Genomic DNA, 21,353 nt, shown 5'->3' with positions numbered 1-21,353 from the left:
CGTGACCATGGTGGGGCGGGTAATTGCGTTGAGGCCGGTTCCCGGCCGCCGCAGGATGGAGGCACCGCTTCCCCCGCCGACTAAGGACGTTCGATGCGCCTGCTCCGCGACTTATGGGGTACTTCGCCCCGTCGCACCGCCTTCATCGCCGTCCTCATCGTGCTCGGCGCCGCCGGTCAGGCCGGTGCCCTCGGGCTCGCCGGCGCCGTGCTCGTCAACCGGTCCGTGCCGCTGTTCGGCGTGCTCGCCGCCGCCCTCGTCGTGTCGGTGCTCAGCGACGTGCTCGTCGGCCTGGCCGCCGCCCGGCTGACCGCCGACTGGGCCGCCGCCGTGCGCCGCGGGCTGTGCCGGGTGGCCTTCGGCCAGGACGTGCCCACGCTCGAGAACACCCCGGTCGGCGAGCTGCTGGACCGCATCGACAGCCACGTCTACCAGGTCGGGTCCGAGCTGCGCGGCAGCGGCGTACGGCTGGCCCAGTCGCTGGCCGTGGCCGTGCTGTCGGTGGTCACGGCGTTCTTCGCGTGGTGGCCCGCCGCGCTCGGCATGGTGCTGGTGTCGGTCCTGCTCGTGGCCGTGATGAACAAACCGATCCAGCGCATCTCCCCCGCGCGGATCAGCGAGGAGGAGGCCTGGTCCGACCTGGCCGCGGTGATGGAGGAGGCGATCCACGGTCAGGACGACGTACGGACCAGCCTGGCCGCGCCGTACGTGCGCCGCCTCTACGCCCAGCGCGCGCAGGAGGTGCTGCGCCGGGGCCGCCTGGTGTGGCGGATGTCGTCGCGGATCACGATGGGCGCGGGCGCCATCACCCGTACGCTCATCGCGGTGCTCGTGGTCGGCGGCGCGTGGGCGCTCGCGGCCGGCCACATCGACGGCGCCCGGCTGACCGCGGTGTGGCTGCTGGCGCTCGGCTTCGGCGGCACGCTGGAGCACGTCACCCGGATGGTCCCCGAGCTGCAGAACGCGCTCGGCGCCTGGAGCCGGGTGCAGCTGCTGCGCGGCGTCGAGCAGGAACCGGCCGGCGGGCGGCCCCCGGCCGACGGCGACCTGGTCGTGCAGGGCCTCACGTTCTCCTACGGCGAGTCCGACAGCACCCGCCCGCCCGCGCTGCGCGGGGTCAGCCTCACCTTCCGGCGCGGGCGGTCGTACGCGCTCATCGGCCGTACCGGTTCCGGCAAGTCGACCCTCGCCAAGGTCCTGACCCGCGCGGTCGACGTGCCCCGCGGCACGGTGTCCCTGGCCGGTACTGACATCAACGACCTCGACGTCGAGGGTCTGCGCCGGTGGACCGCGATCGTCCCGCAGCGCACCGAGATCCTGGCCGGCACGCTCGCCGAGAACATCGCGCTGTTCGACGAGGAGCTGCTGCCCCGGGCCGCGACGGCGCTGGCCGAGCTGGGCCTGACGAGCTGGGCGGAAGCGCTGCCCGACGGCATCGGCACCAGGCTCGGCGACGGCGGCTACGTGCTGTCCGCCGGGCAGGAGCAGCTGGTCGCGTTCGCCCGGATCCTGGTCCGCGACCCGCACGTGGTCATCCTCGACGAGGCGACCGCGCGGATGGACCCGGTCACCGAGACCTGGGTGCAGCGGGCCACCGACCGGCTGCTGCAGGGCCGCATCGGCGTCATCGTGGCGCACCGGCTCTCCTCGGTGCAGCGCTGCGACGAGGTCGTGGTGCTCGCCGACGGCGAGGTGCTGGAGGCCGGCCCGCTGGCCGGGTCGCGCCGCTTCGCCGAGCTGCTGGCCGGCTCCAGCGTCGCCGCGCCGGCCCGCTCGGGCAGCGGCGGCATGGCGACGCCGGCCCTCCCGGGCGGGGGTGTCGCGGTGCTGGAACGCGAGCCGGCCGAACCGGTCCGCGCCGAGCTGGGCAACAGCCTGCCGCCGGCCGATCCCCCGCCGCTGCCGCAGGAGCCGCCGGCCCACACGATGCGGGAGATTTTCCGGCTCACCACCAACGACGCCCGGTACGGCCTCGCCGCGCTCGGTCTGTTCCTGGTCCTCGTGCTGCTCGGCCTGGACGGCGCGATCCTGCCGCTGCTCTGGTCGCACGTGGTCGACGGCGTCGGCGACCCGATGTGGCCGGCCGTGGGCATCGCCGCCGGCCTGCTCGTGGCGATCCCGACCCTGTACTACACCGGCGCCTGGTTCCCCGAGTGGTGGGTACGCCAGATGCTGCGGATCAGCCTGCGGCTGGTGCACGGGCAGATCGGGCCGCGCCGGGTCAGCAAGTACACGCCGGCCGAGGTGGTGGCCCAGGGCGGCGACACCGAGCGGGTGGTCATGCTCGCCGACAACCTCATCGACACCTCGATCAGCCTCATCGTGATCGTCACGATGACGCTGGCCTCGCAGTCGTTCGTCCCGGCGGGCTTCTTCGTCGGGACGATGGTGGTGTCCGGGCTCATGGCGACGCTGTTCGGGCCGCGGCTCGAGCGGGCCGCCCGGCGTACCGTGGCGGCCCGCGCGGCCTTCGCGACGGCGCTGGTGTCCTCGCTGTCGGCGGCGCGCACGGTCAAGCTGGCCGGCGCGACCGTGCCGGTGCTCCGGCACCTGGCCGGGCTGGACGCGGTCCGCAGCGAGCGGCAGCGCCGGGAGATCGCCATCCAGGTGTGGGCCCGCTCCACGCCGTCGGTGCTCAGCGGGCTGCTGCCGATCGCCGCCTGGGCGATGTACCTGGCCGGGGACCTGTCGGCGGCGGCGACGCTGATCGCGGTGGCGGTGCTCGGCTCGGCCCGCTGGTTCGCGTGGACCACGGCCTCGCTGGTGTCGCACTTCCCGTCGGCGCGGGTCTGGACCCGGCGCACGGCGGCGATGGCCGGCGAGTCGGCGTACTCGTCCGAGGTGCCCGGGGTCGACATCGCGGCCGGTACGGCCGACGCCCCGCCCACGCCGCCGCGGGTGCCGCTGCAGCGCCTGGAGCTCGCCGGCTTCAGCGCGGTGCACGAGAACGGCACGGTCGGCGCGCAGGACGTGGACCTGACCGTCGAGAAGGGCGAGCTGGTGCTGGTCGTGGGCCCGGTCGGCGCCGGGAAGTCGTCGCTGCTGCGGGCCCTCGCCGGCATCGTGCACCACACCGGCACGCTGGCGTGGAACGGCCGGCCGGTCGACGAGCCGGAGACGTTCCTGCGGCCCAACCAGGTCGGCTACGTCGCCCAGCTGCCGCGGGTGCTGTCCGGCACGGTCGCCGACAACATCCAGCTCGGGCACGAGGTCGACGCCGCGGACGCGGTGACGACGGCGCAGCTCGAGCACGACCTGGCGGCGGCCGGCGGCGGCCTGCAGCTGCTCATCGGCCACAAGGGCACCCGGCTGTCCGGCGGCCAGCTGCAGCGGCTCGCCCTGGCCCGGGCCCTGGCACCGCGTACCGAGCTGCTCATCGCCGACGACGTGTCCTCGGCGCTGGACGTCACCACCGAGCTGGACCTGTGGCGGGCGCTGCGCGATCACGGCGTCACGGTGATCGGCTCGACGTCGAAACGGGCGGCGCTGTCGCGCGCCGACCGGGTGGTCGTGCTGATCGGCGGCCGGGCGGTGGCCCAGGGCACGTGGCGCGAGCTCGAGGACCGCTACGGCCACCTGGCCGGGTGAGCCGGGGCGAGGAGGAGACGAACCATGCAGCTGCGGCCCGCGGAGACGGTGATCGACGCGGCCCGGCGCATCGCGCGGGACGTCCGCGAACGCCTCGCCCCGCTGCTGCCGCCGCACGAGTTGACGCTGACCGGTGGCGGCTCCGTGCCCGGTGCGCTCACGAAAGGCGACGTGGACCTGCACTTGACGGTCGCGCCCGACGGCTTCCCGCGGACGGTGGCGACCCTGCGCGGCCTGTACGCCGTGGTCCACCCGGAGATCTGGCAGGACACGCTCGCCACCTTCGCGGTCGAGGCGGAGCTGCCGACCGGCCTGGCGGTCACGCCCGCCGGAAGTGAGCACGATGTCCGGTTCCGGCGTGCCTGGCAGCGGATCGCCGCCGACCCACGGCTGCTCGCCGAGTACAACGCCTTGAAGCTCGCGGGCGCCGAGGGCTACGAGGAACGCAAGTCCGCGTTCTTCACCCGGCTGACCCGGCCTGCGCCTCGAGCCGGCTGACGACCCGGGTGACCGTGCCGGCCGGGATCGCGAAGCCCACCCCGACGCTGCCGGTGCTCTGGTCGCTCGCCGTGGCGATCGCGACGTTGATGCCGACGACGTGTCCGGAGGTGTCGACCAGGGCGCCGCCCGAGTTGCCCTCGTTGATGGCCGCGTCGGTCTGCAGCAGCCCGGTGAGCTTCTCCGACCCGGTGTCGACCTCCCGGTCGAGCGCCGAGACGATGCCCGAGGTCACCGTGCCCGCCAGGCCGAGCGGGGCGCCGAAGGCGAGGACCGTGTCCCCGACCGCCACGCTGTCGCCGGTGCTGAACGTGGCCGGGGTCAGCCCGGAGAGCCCGCTCGCCTGCACCAGCGCGAGGTCGTGGGTGGTGTCGGCCGCGACGACCGAGGCCGGGACCGTACGCCCGTCCGCCAGCCGTACGCTCACCGTCCCGCCCGCGGCGATGACGTGGTTGTTGGTGAGCACCAGCCCGTCCGCGCGGAGCACCACCCCGGAGCCCAGCGAGGACTCGGAGCGGCCGTCGACCAGGACGGTGACGATGCTCGGCGACACCTTCGCGGCGACGGCGGCCAGTCCGGTGCCGCCGGTCGCGGTGGACGTGGCCGTGGCGGCGGTGGCGGTGGTCGTGGCGGCGGCCGGTCCGGTGCTGGCGTAGTGCTCGGCGACGACGGCTCCGGCCGTACCGCCTCCGGCGATCAGGGCGAGCAGGGCCGCACCCCCGGCGACGCGGCGGGGCCAGGGGCGGCCGCCCCCGGCGCGGTGGCTGACGACGTACGGCGGCAGCGGCGGTACGGGCGGCGCGGTGGAGGTCGGGGCGTCGGTGTCCGTGGGCCGGGTCAACAGATCGGTCATGGCTGAACCTCCTTGGGTGCCTTCACTGTTGCCCGGCGACTTGTCAGCTCGCGGTGAGCGCTCTGTGGGTTCGCTGAGTGCCGCGGGTCACCCGTGCGGGGCACGGTGCGCCGGCGTCCGTCGCCGCTGCCGCCTCCGGCCGTTAGGCCTGCCGCACGGGCGGACACGATCGGCGGGGGATGGACGAGATGACGAAGCGGCTGCCGGCGGTGGCGATGCTCCTGCTGGCCCTGAGCGGTTGCGGCGACGACGCCGGCACCTCACCCGCGAAGACCCCGGCGCCCGCCGCGACCACGGCCGCCGCGACCACGGCCGCCGCGACCACGGCCACGGCGCGGACCGCGGACGGCCCGGACGCGTTCGTGGCGGCGGTGCGGCGCAGCCTGCCCGAGGTCGCCGCGGACCGCCGGGAGGACGAGATCGGCGCCCTCGCGCAGCAGGCCTGCACCGCGCTGGACAAGGGCGACGACGCCGACACGATCGTGGCCCGGACCCGTGGCCTCGGCACGGCCGACGCCGAGGCGGTCGACCAGGCCACCGCCCGGGAGCTGGTCAAGCTGGCGATCGACACGGTCTGCCCGGACCAGGACCGCCGCGTCGACGAATTCTGAGGACGGGGGCCCCGGCGCCGGTCGGCCGAAAGTCGCAGCGGATCCACAGCAGGTCACGACCGCGGTCCGATGTCACGCACAGGCCGCCGGCGGATTCTGGGAGCAGGTCACGAGAGCCCTGCGGAGGTAGCGATGTCGGCACGAGGAATGCTGAGTGTGGTCGGGACCGCCGTCGGCGGCCTGATCGGCTGGAACGGCGAGCCGGTCCCGGCCGCGGATCCGGCGGCGGTGCAGGAGCTCTTCGCCGATCTCGGCCTGGCGGTGGGTCCGGACCCGGCCGACCTGGACGCCGCCGTGCGCCGGTTCCAGGACCGGGTCGGCCTGGAGCCCGACGGCGTCGCCGGGCCGCACACGGTCCACCTGCTCACCCGGTACGCCAAGGAGGCCCGCGAGCTGCGCCGCTTCGAGCACGCGGCCGCCGCCTGACCCCTGGGGCCGGACGGGCCCGCGGGCCGCCGCCCCCTCGCGATCTCGACGTGCGACTCCGCCGGTCCGCCGCGGTGGGCCCGGCCGCCTCAGGCCGGCACCGGCGCGGTCACCGCCCGGCGAGGGCCGCGAGCGCGGCGAGGCCGGGCAGCAGAAAGTACTCGCCGCCGCGGCAGGTGACCAGCGGCCGCGGGATCGGCACGTACACCGGCGGCTCCCCCTCGACCAGCACGCGGGCCCCCGGACCGCCGGCCGTGGTGAAGACGTCCTGCTCGCCGCCGCGGCCGAACACGTTCCCGTCGGCCATCCACTGGGTCTGCACGAACTCGAACTGCCGGTGGATGTCGCCGACCACGGCGAGGAACAGCAGGCCCCGCTCCTGCGCGTCGTCCGGGGCGCCGTCGGGCAGCTGCGGCCCGTACGGAATGCCGCGCCGCAGCATCATGTGCCGCCGCGACAACCGGATGCCGCCGGGCAGGGTGCCGAGCGGGTTCGCGCGGCGTACGTGCGAGGCGACCGGGCACCGCTCCAACGCGGAGCCGTCGCCGGTCCGGCCGACCAGCGCGGCGGCCACGTCATCGGCACCGCCGGCGAACCGGTCCGCGACGGCCGCCGTGGTCTCCCGGAACGCGGCGACGTCCTGCTCGAGCTTGCGGTAGACCAGGAAGCTGCCGTTGCGGGCCAGGTCGGCGGGAACGCCCCGGCCGGCCGCGTCGCCGTCCACATCGGGCAGGCCGAGGACGAACTCGCCGGGCGGCAGCAGCTCGTCGCCGGTGCCCTCGTCGTACCCGTCGATCTTCGGGGTGGACAGGCCGTCGGCGAACCCGAAGTGCTCGATGAAGGTACGCCGGCCGCCCCGGTCGGCCAGCAGGCGGTCGCCGCGGATCTCTCCCACGAGGTGCACGCCGCCACCGGCCGCCGTCCCGGCGGGGAGTTCGCGCAGCGACGCGTCGAGGATCTCCCGCGTCGTGGCGGAGACCATGAGCACCGCGTGCACCGCTCCCGGGCGGTCGAACGGGGCCGCCCAGGGATCGGTGCCCCGCCCGGGCGACAGCGCGGCCTCGCGGGCGTACATGCCGGCTCGGAACTCCTCGGGAAAGGCGTTGAGCTCGGCCTCGGTGACGCCCAGCGCGGCGAGGCCGGCGTGGCTCAGGCCCAGGTGCAGTGCCCGGTTGGGCCGTTCCTGCACCTCGGCAGCGGAGGTCACGCGCGGCGCCAGCGCGCCCAGCCAGGCGCGGGCCGGGTCCGCGCCGGTGAAGCGCAGCAACAGGTGGGCGGCCGCGTGGTGGTGGCCGAAGCCGCGCAGCACCATGCCCTGGATGTCGCCCAGGCGCAGGGCCTCGGCGACCACCGCCCGGGGCCGTTGCGGCACGGGTGCCGGTCCGGACGTGGTCAGCGCGGGGACCCGGCCGCTGTGGCCGCCGGCCGCCAGCGCCGCGAGCCGGCGGCGCATCCCGACCGCGTCCCGCAACTCGCCGACCGTGCCGTCCGGCGCGCCGGCGAACGTGTAGTCCGCGCGCTGGCTGCGTTCGGTGAAGAACCGGACGAAGCCGGCCGCGCGCTCGCTGCCCGGGTATCCGGTGCAGTGCTCCCAGATCGCGTCGGCATGCGGCCCGAGGGCCCGCATACCGGCGAAGAAACGCTCCTGCGGCCCGTCGACGGTGGCGGTCAGCAGCAGGTACGGGTGCGGCAGCCGGTCCGGCCGCGGCCCCCGCCCGGCGTGCACCACGAGGTCGAGCAACCGCGCCTTCCATCGCCACACGGTCGGGCGGGTCTGCGCGACGACGTCCTCGACGACGACCAGCCGTACCACGTGGACGCCGGGCACGTGGGCGAACGGCGTACCCGCCTCCCGCAGGGTCTTGCGCAGCGCCTCCACCCGGTCGTCGGCGATGCGGGCCAGGACGGTCACGGACCGGGTGCCCCGGTCAGGCTGCGAGGTCATCGTCACGCTCCCATGCGTGCAGGTCACCCTGGACGTCGGCCAGGAACCGCGGCCACGCCGGGTGGGCCGGCGCGTCGGCCGGGTCGGTGTCGCCGAGGTGGTCGCGGTACGCGTCGCGCACCCGCAGCGCGGCGGCGATCTCGCTCACCGAGGACTCCGGGTACGCCGACCAGTAGTGGTCGACGGGCAGGTCGTTGCGCCGGATGTAGCGGCGGAACGGCTCGGTGGGCAGCGCGCCCGGGAAGCCGTACGACCAGCCCCAGATCAGCGCCATCCGCAGCGGGATGACGATGGAGAAGGCGTCGATGTACTCGTCCCAGTCGCCGTTGAAGTCGCTGCGGAACAGCAGGTACGCGTACCGCGTGCGGCGCTGCTGGCCCGGGAACCGGGTGATGACGCTCCAGTGTGCGAAGTGGATGAACGACATGTCCTGCAGGTCCCGGCTGGGCCCGAGGCGCTTGCGCAGGTACAGGATCGCCCGCAGCGGTCCCGCCCACAGTCTGGGCATCGGGCTGAGCACGGTGAGCGCCGTGCTGCGCCCGGACCGCCCCGTTGCGTTCATGGCTGGCTCCCCCGGTGGACGCTCGCCCCGCCGGCCGATGCCGACGCGGTACGGACATCCTCGTATGCGGACAACTCGTATGCGGCCAACCGGCATACACTCGGCCGATGATGCTCGGACGGACCGCCGAACGTGCATTGATCGACGGTCTTCTGACAGACGCCCGGGCCGGGCGCAGCGACGCCCTGGTGCTCACCGGGGAGCCGGGCATCGGCAAGACCACCTTGATCAAGTACGCGCTCGACCACGCCGAGGGTATGCGGGTGCTCAGCGCCCGCGGCTACGAGGCGGAGTCCGAGATCCCGTTCGCCGGTCTGTCCGACCTTTTGCGGCCGGTGCTCGGCGAGCTGGACGGCCTGCCCGCCCCGCAGGCCGCGGCGTTGCGCAGCGCGCTCGCGCTCGGCCCGCCGGTGGCCGGCGACCGCTTCTCCGTCTGCGCCGCGACCGTGGGCCTGCTGTCGGCGGCGGCGCAGAGCGGACCGCTGCTGGTCGTCGTGGACGATCTGCAGTGGCTCGACGCGTCGTCGCGCGAGGCCGTGCTCTTCGCCGGCCGGCGGCTGCAGGCGGACGGCATCGCGCTGCTGCTGGCCACCCGCAGCGCCTCGGACACCGCCGAGCTGCGCGCACCCCACATCGCGCTGAGCGGGCTCAGCCTGGAGGAGGTCGACACGCTGGCCCGGGCCACCCTGACGGCCACCCCGGCCGGGACGGCGGCCCGCCTGCACGCCGCGACCGCCGGTAACCCGCTCGGCGTGATCGAGATGTGCCGGGAGTGGACCGATCCCGCCGAGGACCCCATCGGCGCCCCGGTGATCCCGACCGGCTCGCGGCTCGAGCGCTCGCTGGGCGCCCGGCTGGCGCAGCTGCCCGAACCGACCCGCCGCGCGCTGGTGCTGGCCGCGGCGGCCGCCGGCGGCGACATCGGCACGCTGCTGGCCGCGGCCCGCGCGACCGGGCTGCAGCTGCGCGACTTCGCGCCCGCCGAGAAGGCCGACATCGTCACGATCGACGAGCGACGGGTCGACTTCCGTCATCCGATGCTGCGGTCGCTGGCCTACTACGGCGCCTCCATGGACGACCGCTGCGCCGCGCACACCGCGCTGGCCGCCGCGCTCGGCGGCGAGCCCGGCGACGCCGCCGCGGACGCCCGCGCGTGGCACCTCGCCGCGGCGACCCTGGAACCCGACGACGACGTCGCGGCCGAGCTCGAGCGGGCGGCGCAGCGGGCGGTCGGGCGCGCCGGGTACGTGGCGGCCGCCCGGGCCTTCGGCCACGCCGCACGGCTCAGCCGCGGCCCCGACCGGCCCCGCCGGCTGCTGCGCGCCGCCCGGTGCTGGCAGCTGGCCGGCCGCAACGACCAGGTGCTGCCGCTGCTCGCCGAGGCGCTGCCGCTGACCACCGATCCCGGCCGGCGCGCGGTCATCCAGCACATGGACGCGTACGTGCGGATGTGGCGGGAACGGCCGGACGGCGCCCTGGAGCGGCTCACCGCCAGCGCGCACGCCGTGGAGCAGGCGGATCCGGCCCGGGCCGCGCTGATGTATTCCGACGCCTGCATCCCGTACTTCATGATCGGCCGGATCGACGAGCTGCAGGACGCGGTCCGGCGCGCCCACGACCTGGGTGTGCGGGTCGGCGGCGTGGCGCGCCTGGTGGCGGCGGTGGCGTACGCCGGCGGCCGCGCCCTGCAGGGTGAGCGCGCCGAGGCGGTCCGGCTGCTGTCCGACTGCCACGACGAGCTGCTGCGCGCCGACCCGCTCGTCCGCGCCCAGGAGATGTGCCACGCCGCGCTGACGTGGATCTGGCTGGACGGCTACGACCGGGCCGGCGAGCTGCTGGACCGGGTCGTCGGCGCGGCCCGGGCCACCGGCGCGCTGGGCGTGCTGCCGCAGGCCCTGGGCGTGCAGTCGGAGCTGCAGTTCCGCACCGGCCGCTGGCACGACGCCCGGGTCAGCGCGGCGGAGAGCCTGCGCCTGGCCAGCGAGACGCGCTCGGCGAACCTGTACGGGCTGTTCTTCGCCGGCCGTCTCGACGCGGTGCAGGGCCGGGTCGACGACTGCACGCGGCGGGTGGGCCGTACGGAGGAGGTCGCGAAGCGGCTCGGCATCGACTGCATGGCCCTCTACACCGGGCACGAGCTCGGGCTGCTCGCGCTCAGCCAGGGCGACGCCGCCGAGGCGATCACCCGGCTCGAGGCCGTACGCGAGCTCCCGGTGGTGCGGCAGATCCACGACCCGGCCGTGGTCGGCTGGGTGTTCGACCTGGTCGAGGCGTACGTCCGGGCCGGGCGTCCCGCCGACGCCGCGCAGCTGCTGGACGCGCCCGAGGCGGCCGGTGAGGGCGTCTGGGCGCGGGCGGCGGCGCTGCGCTGCCGGGCGCTGCTGGCCGAGCCGGGCGAGATGCGCGAGGCGTTCGCCGGCGCGCTCGCCGCCGAGGCGTGCGCGGTGATGCCGTTCGAGCGGGCCCGCACCCAGCTGGCTTTCGGGGAGCGCCTGCGCCGGCAGCGGCAGCGCGCGGAGGCCCGGGAGCACCTGCAGGCGGCGCTGGAGACCTTCGAGCGGCTCGGCGCCCAGCCCTGGGCGGACAAGGCGCACACCGAGCTGCGCGCCACCGGCACCACGGTGACCCGCTCCGACGCCGGTCTGCCCGGCCTCACCCCGCAGGAGCTGCAGGTGGCGCTGGTGGTCGCCCGGGGGGCCACCAACCACGAGGCGGCGGCCACGCTCTTCCTCAGCCAGAAGACGATCGAGTACCACCTGAGCAACATCTACCGGAAGACGAACATCCGCTCCCGCTCCGAGCTGGCGGGCATCGCGGCCGGAGATTAGTGCCATGCGTACGACCCCAGTCCGCTGCCCTCGAGCTGACTGCGCAGCTTGCGCAGGGACCGCATGCGGGTGGGGCCGATGCTGCCGATGGGCATGTTGGTGATCCGGGCGAACTCGGCGTACCCGGGGGCGTTGCTGCTGCTCAGCGTCGTCAGCAGGGCCCGCGCGGGCGCCGGGAGCCGGTTCACGTGCTGCCAGAGCAGGTCGTTCATGCTGCGCTCGACGGCGGCGCGCTCGGGTTGCGGCTCCCGCTCGTCGGGGCGGTCGGCCTGGTTGTCGAGGCCGACGATCTCGCGGCGGCCGTGGCGCAGCAGCTGCAGGCATTCGCGGCGGGCCACCGTGGCGAGCCAGGCGCCGGCCCGCTCGGGGTCGCGCAGGTCGCCGAGCCGCTCGACCATCCGCAGCCAGGTGTTCTGAACGGCGTCCTCGGCGTCGGCCTCGGAAAGCCGGAACGAGCGGACGGTCCACCACACGAGCGCCTCGAACGTCCGGATGAGGGTCTCGCGGGCCCGGGTGTCCCCCGCCTGGGCGTCGAGAATGGTCTGACGGATGCCGTCGGATTCGTTGGTCGTCATGGGTCTCGCGTCCTCCCGTGTCAGCACCCGTCCGACGCTAGGGATTGCGGCCCCCCGGGAGATCCGGGCGGCACCCTAGCCGTCGAGGCGGACCACCCTGGGGTTCGTACGTCGCGGGGGTGTCGGCCATCCGATCGGATCCGGGCCGCCGGGGTGTATCAAGCGCTCGCCGGGGCCCCCGTAGGGTGTCCGTCCACAGTGCTGGCGCTCCCCGTGGAAGGACGATCCGTGCGTATCGGCCTCAACCTGCCCCATTACGGCTCCCTCACCAGCCCCGAGGCCGTCACCGAGGTCAGCCGCGCCGCGGAGACCCTGGGGTACGACAGCCTCTGGACCGGCGACCGCCTCCTGTCCCCGCTGGTCCCGAGCGACCCCTATCCCGGCGGCGACGGCACGATGCCGGCCGAGATGGCCACGTACCTGGACCCGCTGACCGCGCTGACCTTCGCGGCGGCCGGCACCTCCCGGATCCGCCTGGGTACGAGCACCCTCAACGCGCCCTGGTACAACCCGGTGCTGCTGGCCCGGACGCTGACCACGCTCGACGTGCTCAGCCGGGGCCGGCTGGAGGTCGGGCTGGGGCTGGGCTGGATGCGCGACGAGTACACCGCCGCCGGCGTGCCGTGGCGGGGCCGGGGCGAGCGCCTCGACGAGATCCTCGACGTGCTGGAGGCGGTCTGGGGCGCGCAGGTCGTGGGGCACGAGGGGGTGCGGTTCCGCGTACCGGACAGCCGCATCGAGCCCAAGCCCGTGCAGCGGCCGCGCCCGCCGATCCTGCTCGCGGGCCTGCGGCCGGAGGCCACGGCCCGCATCGCCCGCCGCGCCGACGGCTGGCTGGCGGTGGGCCTGCCGCTGCCCTACCTGCGGTCGCTGTGGGACTCGATCAGGACCGCCGCCGAGGCGTACGGGCGGGACCCGGCCGCCCTGCGCATGGTGCAGCGGCTGAACCCGAGGCTGTCCGCCGCACCCGCCGACCCGTCCCGTGTCCCCGCGACCGGCACGCTCGAGCAGGTGGCGGCCTACGCGAAGCAGGCGGCCGCGGACGAGGTCTTCGTCGACTTCACCCTGACGGTGACCCGGCAGGACGAGATGCTCGACCTGGCCGCCCGCTTCCTGGAGCTCATGCGGGCCGGCTGACCCGGGTGGTCCTCACCGGCGCGGCGGCGCGAGGCCTGCGCCGGCCGGCCGGCGCTCAGCGGTGCGGCGGGGCGAAGTCGTTGGTCCGGGACTGCGTCCGGGCGGCGCGCAGGCGCATGAAGCCGGCACCCGCCGACACTCCGGTGATCACGATGAGCGCCGCGACGATGATCTGGTGGCCCAGTTCGACCCGGTCGTCGGTGGCCTCGGCGGCCGGGCTGAGCCACGACTCGTGGGCCTGCGCCGCGGGGGCCGCCGCGCTCGCCGGGCTCTGCGCGTCCAGCGGTACGGCCACCGCACCCGGCTCGGCGGACCGGGACGCCTTCGGGGTGGCCTTCGCCGGCTTGGCGGCCGCCACCGCCACCGGCGCGGAGATCACGAGGTCGGAGCAGGAGTAGTACGTGTCCGGGGTGCTCGAGGTCTGCCACACCGTGTACAGCACGTGCCGTCCCGTACGGTCCCTGGGCAGCTTCGCGGTCATCCGGTAGCTGCCGTCGCGCAGCGGCGGGTCGGTGACCGTGAGGATCGGGTCGCCCAGGTCGCCCCAGCCCAGCGGCCGCGCGGGGTCGTAGCCGGCCCTGGTCAGGTACACCCGGAAGGTGCCCTCGTGCGGGATGGTCCCGGCGTACCGGATCGGCAGCGCGGCGCCCGCGGTGACCTTGGTGGCCGGCCAGTCGGCGCGCGGCAGGTCGAGGCCCTGGAACTCGGGCAGGTCGCCGCTGCACAGGTTGCCGTCGGGGATGTACTGCCGGTCCTTGCCGCCGACGTTGGGGACCCGCAGGTTGTCGAACGAGCCGAACGCCCGCCCGTTGGCCTCCCGGGCGGCCCGGCACGCGGCGGAGCCGGTCCGCTCGCCGCCGGTCGCGCAGGCCGCCGTCCGGCTGATCGGCGACGTCGGCGCGCCGTGCGCCAGGGCCGGCGCGGCCGGCAGGACGGTCGCGGCCGCGGCGATCCCGCCGGCGACGGCGAGAGCTGCGGTACGGCGGACGGACCTCATGCGACCTCCTCGGCGGCACACCCTGTGGGCGGAGCGGGCCCACGGCGGACAGTACGGAGATCGGCCGCGGATCGTTCACCCCCCAGGGGTGGCGCTGCCCGAAAGCACACCCGGCTGTGGTTGCATGGCCCTGCACGCAATCGACACAGGAGGACACATGCAGAAGCCCGACGTCGGCCCCATCACCGGTGAGCCGCCCGCCGAGCTGGTCGCGGAGGACCTGGTCGTCGGCGACGGCGACGAGGCGAAGCCGGGACACCAGGTCAGCGTCCACTACGTGGGCGTCGCGTTCTCCTCGGGCAAGGAGTTCGACGCCTCCTACAACCGCGGCGAGCCGTTCGAGTTCGGCCTCGGCGCCGGTCAGGTCATCAGCGGCTGGGACCAGGGCGTGGCCGGCATGCGCGTCGGCGGCCGCCGCAAGCTGACCATCCCCCCGCACCTGGGGTACGGCGCCCGCGGCGCCGGCGGCGTCATCAAGCCGAACGAGACGCTCATCTTTGTGGTGGATCTGCTCGGCGTGCGCTGAGCCACGGCCGGCAGGCCGCGCGGGCCGGGACGGGCGTCGCCTGTCCCGGCCCGTCGCCGTCCCGGTCACCGGCCGGCCCGCGGGAGTGCTGGGCCGGGTCGAAGGGCTCGCCGATCGGGGTCACCGCGCCGCCTTCAGATCGGCGCAGCCGGTCTCGCCGGGCAGCAGCGGACGGAAGCGGACGGTCCAGCCGTTGCCGCCGGAGACCCACGGGGTGTTCGCGCTCGCGTCCTTCGCCGCGGCGAGGATCGCGTCGCGTTGCTCGCCGGTCGCGGTCACGCAGCTGAGCTTGAGGGCCGGGGTGAGCGGCTCCCCGGGCAGCGCCGGGCCCGGCCACGTCCTGCCCTCGGGCCGGGCGGGCAGGTCGTCGCCGGGTTCGACGTACGGCGTGACGATCGCCGCCAGGATCTCCGGCCGGTACGGCTGCGCGCCGGGACCGGCGGCCAGCTTGTCGGCCCGGTCGATGAAGTCCTGCAGCTTCGCCCGGGCCTGCCGCTGCGCCGGGGTGAGCCGCGGGTCGTCGTCGCTCGCCTCACGCAGCGCGTTCGCGGCCACCTTCTGTTCGCCCGCCGCCGTGACGACGGTGACCTCGGTGGTGGTGGCGTCGGCGACGCCCGGCTGCCCGAGGTCGGCGCCGGAGCGCACCCCGGCGGCCACGGCGCGCTCGACGAGCTCGCGCACCTGCGCGGGCGAGATCAGGCGGACCTGCACGTTGGGCAGCGCGGCACCGGGGTAGATCGCCGTGACCGGGCCCTCGAAGATCATCCGGCCGTCGGCGTACACGCTGAGGTCGGGCAGGCGGCCGGCGAGCGCGTCCGGGCCGACGAACCCGCCGGTGTGGCTGACCCGCAGCACCAGGCCGTCCGCGTCGCCGGCGGGCGGGCCGGACGGGGGCACGGAGGACGGCGCGGCGCCGGACCCACCGGCGGTGCCGGCCTGCGCGCAGGCGCTGATCAGGAGGAATGTGGCGGCGGCTGCGACCGCCCCCAGGCCGCGAAATGTCGTCATGGTCGTCAGACGTACCCCCGTCGGCGCCCGGTTCCACCGCCGCGCGAAAAACGTGCCACCCCTTCACCGGCCCCGCTACTTCACCGACCCCAGCGACAGGCCCTGCACGAGCTTGTCCTGCGCGGCGAAGCCGGCCACCAGCACCGGCAGCGAGACCACGAACGCGGCCGCGCACAGCTGGGCGAGGAACAGGCCCTGGCTGGTGACGAAGCTGGTGAGGAACACCGGCGCGGTCTCGGCGACGGTGGCGGTCAGGACCCGGGCGAACAGCAGCTCGTTCCAGCTGAAGATGAAGCAGATCAGCGCGGTCGCGGCGATGCCGGGCATGACCACGGGCGCGATCACCGAGCGCAGCGTCTTGCTCAGCCCGGCGCCGTCCATCGCGGCCGCCTCCAGCATCTCCACCGGCACCTCGGACAGGAACGAGCGCATCATCCACACCGCGATCGGCAGGTTCATCGCGGTGTAGAAGACGATGAGCAGCCAGATGTTGTCGAGAAGGCCGGTGTTCTGGGCGAACAGGTACAGCGGGAGCAGGCCGGCGACGACCGGGAGCATCTTGGTGGAGAGGAAGAAGAACAGCACGTCGGTCCACTTCTTCACCGGCTTGATGCTCAGGGCGTACGCGGCCGGGAAGCTCAGCAGCAGCACCAGGGCGGTCGACACCACGCTGGCGGTGAGCGAGTTCAGCAGCGGCGGCCACGGGCTCGCGCCGCCGGAGAAGAACTCGCGGTAGCCCTCGAGGGTGAGCGGGGCGAAGACGGCCGGCGGGTTCTGCGCGGCCTTGGCCTCGGAGTGGAACGAGGTCAGCACCATCCACACCACGGGCAGCACGAACAGGATGCCGACCACCCACGCCAGCAGGCTCAGCCAGACGTTGGCGCCCTCGCGCCGCTTCTTCACGGGCCGGCCGCGCTCGTCCCGCGTCGCTGCGATCGGTGCGGTGTCGGTGATGCTCATTGCCGGCCTCCGCTCCGCGGGTCGGCGCTCGTCCGCCGTCGTGGTTCAGGTCGTAGCCCCACCGCTGCACTCAATGGCCCGGGTCCTCTCGGAACAGCGACGACACCGTACGCAGCGCGAACGTCGCGATGATGATGGTCCCGGCCACCACGACGACCGCGGCGGCGGAGGCCCGGCCGTAGTCGTGGGCCTGGTAGAAGATCTGGTAGATCGTGTACGGGAGGTTGGCCGTACCGAGCCCGCCGGACGTGATCGTGAAGACCGCGTCGAAGTTCTGCACGATGTAGATCGAGCCGAGCAGCGCGCCGAGCTCGAGGTACTGGCGCAGGTGCGGCAGGGTCATGCTGCGGAAGATCTGCCAGTTGTTCGCCCCGTCGATGCGGGCCGCCTCGATCACGTCGAGCGGGCGCCCCTGCAGGCCGGCCAGCAGGATCAGCATCATGAACGGCGTCCACTGCCAGACCAGGGCGAAGATCACCGACCAGAGCGGCATGTTGCTGATCCAGTCGGGCTGCGGTGGGTTGTCCGAGCCGAACAGGCCCCAGATCCAGGTGAGCGCGCCGTTGAAGAGGCCGTACTCGGGGTTGTAGAGCGCGTGCTTCCACAGCAGCGCCGCGGCGACCGGCACCACGAGGAACGGGGCGATCATCATCGTGCGGACCGCTCCCCGGCCCCGGAATTTGCGGTCCAGCAGCAGCGCGATGCCCAGGCCCAGGACGAGGCTCAGCAGCACCACGCCGACGGTGAGCAGGATCGTGGTCCAGACGGCGTCGCGCATGTTGACGTCGGTGAACACCCGCCGGAAGTTGTCGACGCCGGCGAAGCCCACCTCGTCGGGGTAGTACGCGTTCCAGTCCATGAACGAGATGACCAGGGTGGCCACGAACGGCAGCTGGGTCACCACGATCATGAAGATGAGCGCGGGCAGCAGCGGCGCGCGCCGGATCCAGCCGCTCGCGCGGCGGGCCCCGCCCCGCGGCGGCTCGGCGGTGCCGGCCCGGGTGCCGGTCTGTTCGGCGACGGACGTCATGACGGCACCTCAGCCTTCCGCGCGGGACTTGTAGCGTTCGGCGACGTCCTCGGCCAGCCGCTGGCCGCGGTCGAGGGCCTCGGTCACGCTCATCTGCCCGGCGATGGCGGAGCTGACGTACTGGGAGGCCTGGGTGCCGAGGTCGGTGAACTCGGGGATGTCGACGAACTGGATGCCGAGCGCCGGGCGTGGCTGCACGCCGGGGTTGCGCGGGTCGGCGCCCGCGATGGCGTCCCGGGTGGGCGCGGCGAACGCCGAGGCCACCTTGAGGTAGTCCTGGTTGGTGTACGTGGAGGAGCGCTTGCCGGCCGGGACGCTGGACCAGCCGACCCGTTCGCCGACGAGCTGCTCGTACTGCTTCGACGAGGCCCAGGAGATGAACTTCCAGGCGTTGTCCTTCTTCTCGCTGGCCTGCTGGATGCTCCAGGACCACGCGTACAGCCAGCCGGAGCTCGGCGTACGGACCACGGGGGCGGCGGCGTACCCGATCTTGCCCTTGACCGGGGAGTCCGCGGCCTCGAGCGAGCCGGCGGCACTGGTGGCGTCGTACCACATGGCGACGTTGCCCTGGATGAGGTTGTTGAGGCACTCGGTGAAGCCGGCCTGCGGGGCGCCCGTCTCGCCGTGGGCGCGGACCAGGTCCACGTAGAACTGGGTGGCCTGGCGGAACTCCGGCGCGTTCACCCGGGCGTTCCAGTCCGCGTCGAACCACGTACCCCCGAAGGTGTTGACGACCGTGGTGAGCGGGGCGAAGATCTGGCCCCAGCCGGGCTGGCCGCGCAGGCAGATGCCGGCCATGCCGGGCTGCTTGCCGTCCACCCGGGCGGCGATGTCGGCGACCTGCTGCCAGGTCGGCTTCGCCGGCATCGTGATGCCCTGGGCGTCGAGCACGTCCTTGCGGTACATCAGGAACGACGACTCACCGTAGAAGGGCTCGCCGTAGAGCTTGCCGTCGTCCGCGGTGAGCGACTGCGTCATCGGTTTGAGGATGTCCGCCTGATCGAACGCGGTGTCCGCGCGCACGTAGTCGTCGAGCGGCGCGATCCACTTGCTCTTGGCGTAGATCGGGATCTCGAAGTTGCTCAGCGACGCGATGTCGTACTGCCCGGCCTGGCTGGAGAATTCCTGGCTGATCTTGTCGCGGACGTCGTTCTCCGGCAGCACCGTGAAGTTGACCGTGATGCCGGTCTGCTTCGTGAAGGTGTCCGCGGTCAGCCGCTGCAGATCGATCATCTGCGGGTTGTTGACCATCAGCACGTCGATGCTGTTCGCCCCGCCGGAGCCGCCCCCGCCGCCACCCCATCCCGCGCATCCGGCGAGGGCCACGGCCAGCAGGACGGTGACGGTTCCCGGCAGCAGACGGGCACGTGACATGGGGCCTCCCCAGCGAGGCGGGACATCGGACCCAGTACATGCCTGTGATCGACGCGGTGTCAACAGCTCGTGACGGTGAGCTGCATAAATGAGTATCGAAGTCTGCCCGTCCCGCCCCTACGCGATCACGCGCACCGTCCGGCCGCGTACGGCCACCACGTCCCCGGGATGCAGCTGCCGCCCGCGCCGGGTGTCCACCTCACCGTTGACCGTCACGTCACCGACGGCGATCAGCACCTTGGCCTCTCCCCCGGTGTCGATGAGGTCGGCGAGCTTGAGGAACTGTCCGAGTCTGATCATGTCGCCGCCGATGGGCACCTCACGCATGCAACCATCATGCGGCACGGCCTGGCGAAGAAATCTCGCCGGGTGTTGAACCATTCCGGCGCGCGGCCCGAACTACCGGGCGTGAGTCGACTCGAGAAGCACCGCCGGGCGGGCGTACTGGCCGCCACCGTCGCCGCTGGTGTGCTCGGCTTCGCGGCCCCCGCCGCCGCCGACGTGACGGTCAGCCCGCCCAGCGTGCCGCAGGGCAGTGGCCAGAACCTCGCGTTCACGGTGACGAACACGGCCGCCAGCCCGATCACCCGGCTCAAGCTCGTGCTGCCCCCGGAGATGCCGGTCGCCGAGGTCTACCCGCTGTCGGTCGACAGCTGGGCACCGCAGATCGAGAACCGGAAGCTCGACGCCCCGCTGACACCCATCCACGGCGCCGGCCCGGTGAGCGAGACCGCCGCGTCCATCACCTGGATCGCCATGCCGGGCAAGGCGCTGGCACCCGGCAAGTCCACCGACCTGACGGTCGCGATGGGCCCGATGCCGACGTCGGGCGCCCGGATGAGCTTCGCGGTGCAGCCGACGTACGCCGATCCGGCCAAGGCCGTGCCGATGCCGCCGGTCGCGCTGACGCTGACCCCGGCGGCGCCGGGCCAGGAGGCCGCCGGGCATTCCGGTCACGGCACGAGCGGGACCGACGGTACGAGCGACGCCGACGCGGCCACCTTCGCGGCCCTGGCCGCGGCCGCCGACGACGGTCCCGGCTTCTGGACCGTCGCCGGGTGGGTCGTCGCCGCCCTCGCCCTCGCCGCGGGCGCTGTGGCGATGCTGCGCTCGCGCCGCCGCCCGGCCGCCGAGCCGCCGGCCGGCGAGGAGGCCGCGGGCGACGAGAAGGAACTGGCGACGGCGGGCGCCCCGCGGGTGACCGCCTGGAGCTACCGGGACGGCCCTCAGGAGTGACAGATGTCCCGCGCAGGTGGGCGCGGGCTTGTCGTGGCGATGCGCGTGGGGCGCGGACCACGACATGCGGGTGGGGTCCAGGGCAAGACCCACGACTCGCGTCGGGCGGGGCGGGAAGGTTCGGCTTCCCGCCCCGCCAACACCATCTAGACCGAGACCGTACGCGGGGTCCTGAGCGCTTCGACGATCTCGGTCTGGACCCGTTCGGCGTCCTGGTGCGGGACCTGGCAGGTGCCCGCGGCGAGGTGGCCGCCGCCGCCGTAGCGCAGCATCACCTCGCCGATGTCGACCGGCGAGGTGCGGTCGAGGATCGACTTGCCGCAGGCGAAGACGGTGTTCTGCCGCTGGAAGCCCCAGATCACGTGGACCGAGACGCGCGCCTCGGGGAACAGCGCGTACACCATGAAGCGGTTGCCGGCGAAGATCGTCTCCTCCTCGCGCAGGTCCACGATCACGACGTCGCCGTCGACCCGGCTGACCCGCTGCAGCTGCTCCACGAACATGGCGGACGAGTCGCGGTACATGTCGACGCGCTCGGCCACGTCGGGCATCCTGAGGATCTCGTCGATGCCCATCTGGATGCAGGCGTCGATGAGCAGCCGCATCAGGGCGAAGTTGGAGACCCGGAACTCCTTGAAGCGGCCCAGCCCGGTCCGGCTGTCCATGATGAAGTTGAGCAGCGTCCAGCCCGTGGGACGCAGGATGTCGTCGATCGAGTAGTCGGCCGAGTCCGCCTGGTCGACGGCGCGCATGAGGTCGCCGGGCACCTCCGGGAAGCGGTCGGCGCCGCCGTAGTACTCGAACACCACCCGCGCGGCCGAGGGCGCGTCCGCGTTGATGATGTGGTTCGGCCGCTCCCCGGGGTTACGCAGCGTCTCCGAGTGGTGGTGGTCGAACACCAGGTGAGCCTTCGGCGAGTACGGCAGGTTCGTCAAAATATCACGCTCAGTGATGTCCGCCGTACCGTCCTGGACGTCCTTGGGGTGGACGAACTTGATGTCGTCGATGTCGATCACGTTCATGAACTTGAGGAGCACGGCACAGACGAGGCCGTCGAAGTCGCTGCGGGTCACGAGCCGGTACTTCACGAGATCTCCCTCTGGCGGACGGCGGCTTAGTTCCCAGTTTGCCACTTTTGCGGCTATGGCCCTGGTCGCATCGGCGTACCGGTTTGATCCGAGCGGCCCTCGCGCTGCGTA

At 73.7% G+C, this 21,353-nt stretch carries 19 protein-coding genes; 8 read left to right on the top strand and 11 right to left on the bottom strand.

The features are described from left to right. The first annotated feature begins 93 nt into the window (after positions 1-93). Both COUCH_RS19095 and COUCH_RS19090 read left to right on the top strand, forming a co-directional pair. The gene (locus tag COUCH_RS19095; protein ID WP_249613447.1) at positions 94-3,588 is read left to right on the top strand and encodes an ATP-binding cassette domain-containing protein; all 3,495 of its coding nucleotides are present in this window, start codon (positions 94-96) and stop codon (positions 3,586-3,588) included. A gap of 24 nt (positions 3,589-3,612) precedes the next feature. Further along, the gene (locus COUCH_RS19090) at positions 3,613-4,086 is read left to right on the top strand and encodes a hypothetical protein (protein WP_249613446.1); all 474 of its coding nucleotides are present in this window, start codon (positions 3,613-3,615) and stop codon (positions 4,084-4,086) included. Here COUCH_RS19090 and COUCH_RS19085 read toward each other — a convergent pair. Next, entirely contained in the window at positions 4,049-4,939 is an 891-nt protein-coding gene (locus tag COUCH_RS19085; protein ID WP_249613445.1) for a S1C family serine protease, read from the bottom strand. The two genes, COUCH_RS19090 and COUCH_RS19085, sit on opposite strands and share 38 nt — an antisense overlap. Before the next feature lie 188 nt (positions 4,940-5,127). Between COUCH_RS19085 and COUCH_RS19080 the strand changes: the two genes are divergently transcribed. Both COUCH_RS19080 and COUCH_RS19075 read left to right on the top strand, forming a co-directional pair. Further along, positions 5,128-5,550 (top strand): DUF732 domain-containing protein, encoded by a 423-nt coding sequence (locus COUCH_RS19080; RefSeq protein WP_249613444.1) that lies wholly within the window; start codon positions 5,128-5,130, stop codon positions 5,548-5,550. Between the two features lie 132 nt (positions 5,551-5,682). Beyond that, on the top strand, positions 5,683-5,976 hold the full coding sequence (locus COUCH_RS19075; protein WP_249613443.1) for a peptidoglycan-binding protein: 294 nt from the start codon (positions 5,683-5,685) through the stop codon (positions 5,974-5,976). A gap of 109 nt (positions 5,977-6,085) precedes the next feature. Here COUCH_RS19075 and COUCH_RS19070 read toward each other — a convergent pair whose 3' ends face one another. Together COUCH_RS19070 and COUCH_RS19065 are read right to left on the bottom strand one after the other, a co-directional pair. Further along, positions 6,086-7,921, bottom strand: coding sequence for a Dyp-type peroxidase (locus COUCH_RS19070; protein WP_249613442.1), 1,836 nt, complete (start codon positions 7,919-7,921; stop codon positions 6,086-6,088). Next, positions 7,905-8,483, bottom strand: coding sequence for a hypothetical protein (locus COUCH_RS19065; protein ID WP_249613441.1), 579 nt, complete (start codon positions 8,481-8,483; stop codon positions 7,905-7,907). Before COUCH_RS19065 ends, COUCH_RS19070 begins: the two co-directional genes overlap by 17 nt. A gap of 107 nt (positions 8,484-8,590) precedes the next feature. On the opposite strand from COUCH_RS19065, the gene COUCH_RS19060 reads away from it, so the two are divergent. Then, positions 8,591-11,311, top strand: coding sequence for an AAA family ATPase (locus COUCH_RS19060; RefSeq protein ID WP_249613440.1), 2,721 nt, complete (start codon positions 8,591-8,593; stop codon positions 11,309-11,311). Here COUCH_RS19060 and COUCH_RS19055 read toward each other — a convergent pair. Beyond that, the gene (locus COUCH_RS19055) at positions 11,308-11,886 is read right to left on the bottom strand and encodes an RNA polymerase sigma factor (RefSeq protein WP_249613439.1); all 579 of its coding nucleotides are present in this window, start codon (positions 11,884-11,886) and stop codon (positions 11,308-11,310) included. The two genes, COUCH_RS19060 and COUCH_RS19055, sit on opposite strands and share 4 nt — an antisense overlap. Before the next feature lie 228 nt (positions 11,887-12,114). Here COUCH_RS19055 and COUCH_RS19050 point away from each other — a divergent pair, with 228 nt between their 5' ends. Beyond that, complete coding sequence (locus COUCH_RS19050) at positions 12,115-13,023, top strand: TIGR03619 family F420-dependent LLM class oxidoreductase (protein ID WP_249613438.1); 909 nt, start codon at positions 12,115-12,117, stop codon at positions 13,021-13,023. Positions 13,024-13,078: 55 nt separating this feature from the next. Here COUCH_RS19050 and COUCH_RS19045 read toward each other — a convergent pair whose 3' ends face one another. Continuing rightward, positions 13,079-14,020 carry a lytic polysaccharide monooxygenase gene (locus COUCH_RS19045; protein ID WP_249613437.1) on the bottom strand — a complete coding sequence of 314 codons (942 nt, stop codon included), beginning with the start codon at positions 14,018-14,020 and terminating at the stop codon, positions 13,079-13,081. Positions 14,021-14,177: 157 nt separating this feature from the next. On the opposite strand from COUCH_RS19045, the gene COUCH_RS19040 reads away from it, so the two are divergent. Further along, positions 14,178-14,546 carry an FKBP-type peptidyl-prolyl cis-trans isomerase gene (locus COUCH_RS19040; protein ID WP_199512867.1) on the top strand — a complete coding sequence of 123 codons (369 nt, stop codon included), beginning with the start codon at positions 14,178-14,180 and terminating at the stop codon, positions 14,544-14,546. Positions 14,547-14,666: 120 nt separating this feature from the next. On the opposite strand, the gene COUCH_RS19035 is transcribed toward COUCH_RS19040, so the two are convergent. From COUCH_RS19035 to COUCH_RS19015, 5 genes are all read right to left on the bottom strand, one after another. Further along, the gene (locus COUCH_RS19035) at positions 14,667-15,554 is read right to left on the bottom strand and encodes a hypothetical protein (protein ID WP_249613436.1); all 888 of its coding nucleotides are present in this window, start codon (positions 15,552-15,554) and stop codon (positions 14,667-14,669) included. 75 nt (positions 15,555-15,629) lie between these two features. Next, entirely contained in the window at positions 15,630-16,514 is an 885-nt protein-coding gene (locus COUCH_RS19030) for a carbohydrate ABC transporter permease (protein ID WP_249613435.1), read from the bottom strand. 70 nt (positions 16,515-16,584) lie between these two features. Further along, a complete protein-coding gene (locus tag COUCH_RS19025; protein ID WP_249613434.1) occupies positions 16,585-17,544 on the bottom strand; it encodes a carbohydrate ABC transporter permease in 960 nt (319 codons plus the stop codon). Positions 17,545-17,553: 9 nt separating this feature from the next. Next, positions 17,554-18,918 (bottom strand): ABC transporter substrate-binding protein, encoded by a 1,365-nt coding sequence (locus COUCH_RS19020; RefSeq protein WP_249613433.1) that lies wholly within the window; start codon positions 18,916-18,918, stop codon positions 17,554-17,556. Between the two features lie 117 nt (positions 18,919-19,035). Beyond that, positions 19,036-19,245 carry an RNA-binding S4 domain-containing protein gene (locus tag COUCH_RS19015; protein WP_249613432.1) on the bottom strand — a complete coding sequence of 70 codons (210 nt, stop codon included), beginning with the start codon at positions 19,243-19,245 and terminating at the stop codon, positions 19,036-19,038. 81 nt (positions 19,246-19,326) lie between these two features. On the opposite strand from COUCH_RS19015, the gene COUCH_RS19010 reads away from it, so the two are divergent. After that, positions 19,327-20,154, top strand: a complete 828-nt coding sequence (locus tag COUCH_RS19010; protein WP_249613431.1) for a DUF1775 domain-containing protein — start codon at positions 19,327-19,329, stop codon at positions 20,152-20,154. A gap of 146 nt (positions 20,155-20,300) precedes the next feature. Here COUCH_RS19010 and COUCH_RS19005 read toward each other — a convergent pair whose 3' ends face one another. Continuing rightward, a complete protein-coding gene (locus COUCH_RS19005; RefSeq protein ID WP_249613430.1) occupies positions 20,301-21,242 on the bottom strand; it encodes an exopolyphosphatase in 942 nt (313 codons plus the stop codon). Between the last annotated feature and the right edge of the window lie 111 nt (positions 21,243-21,353).

Origin of the sequence: Couchioplanes caeruleus, assembly GCF_023499255.1 — a bacterium.
GTDB lineage: Bacteria > Actinomycetota > Actinomycetes > Mycobacteriales > Micromonosporaceae > Actinoplanes > Actinoplanes caeruleus_A.
Note: the sequence above shows the minus strand (reverse complement) of the source record. Positions and strands in the feature narration are given on the sequence as shown.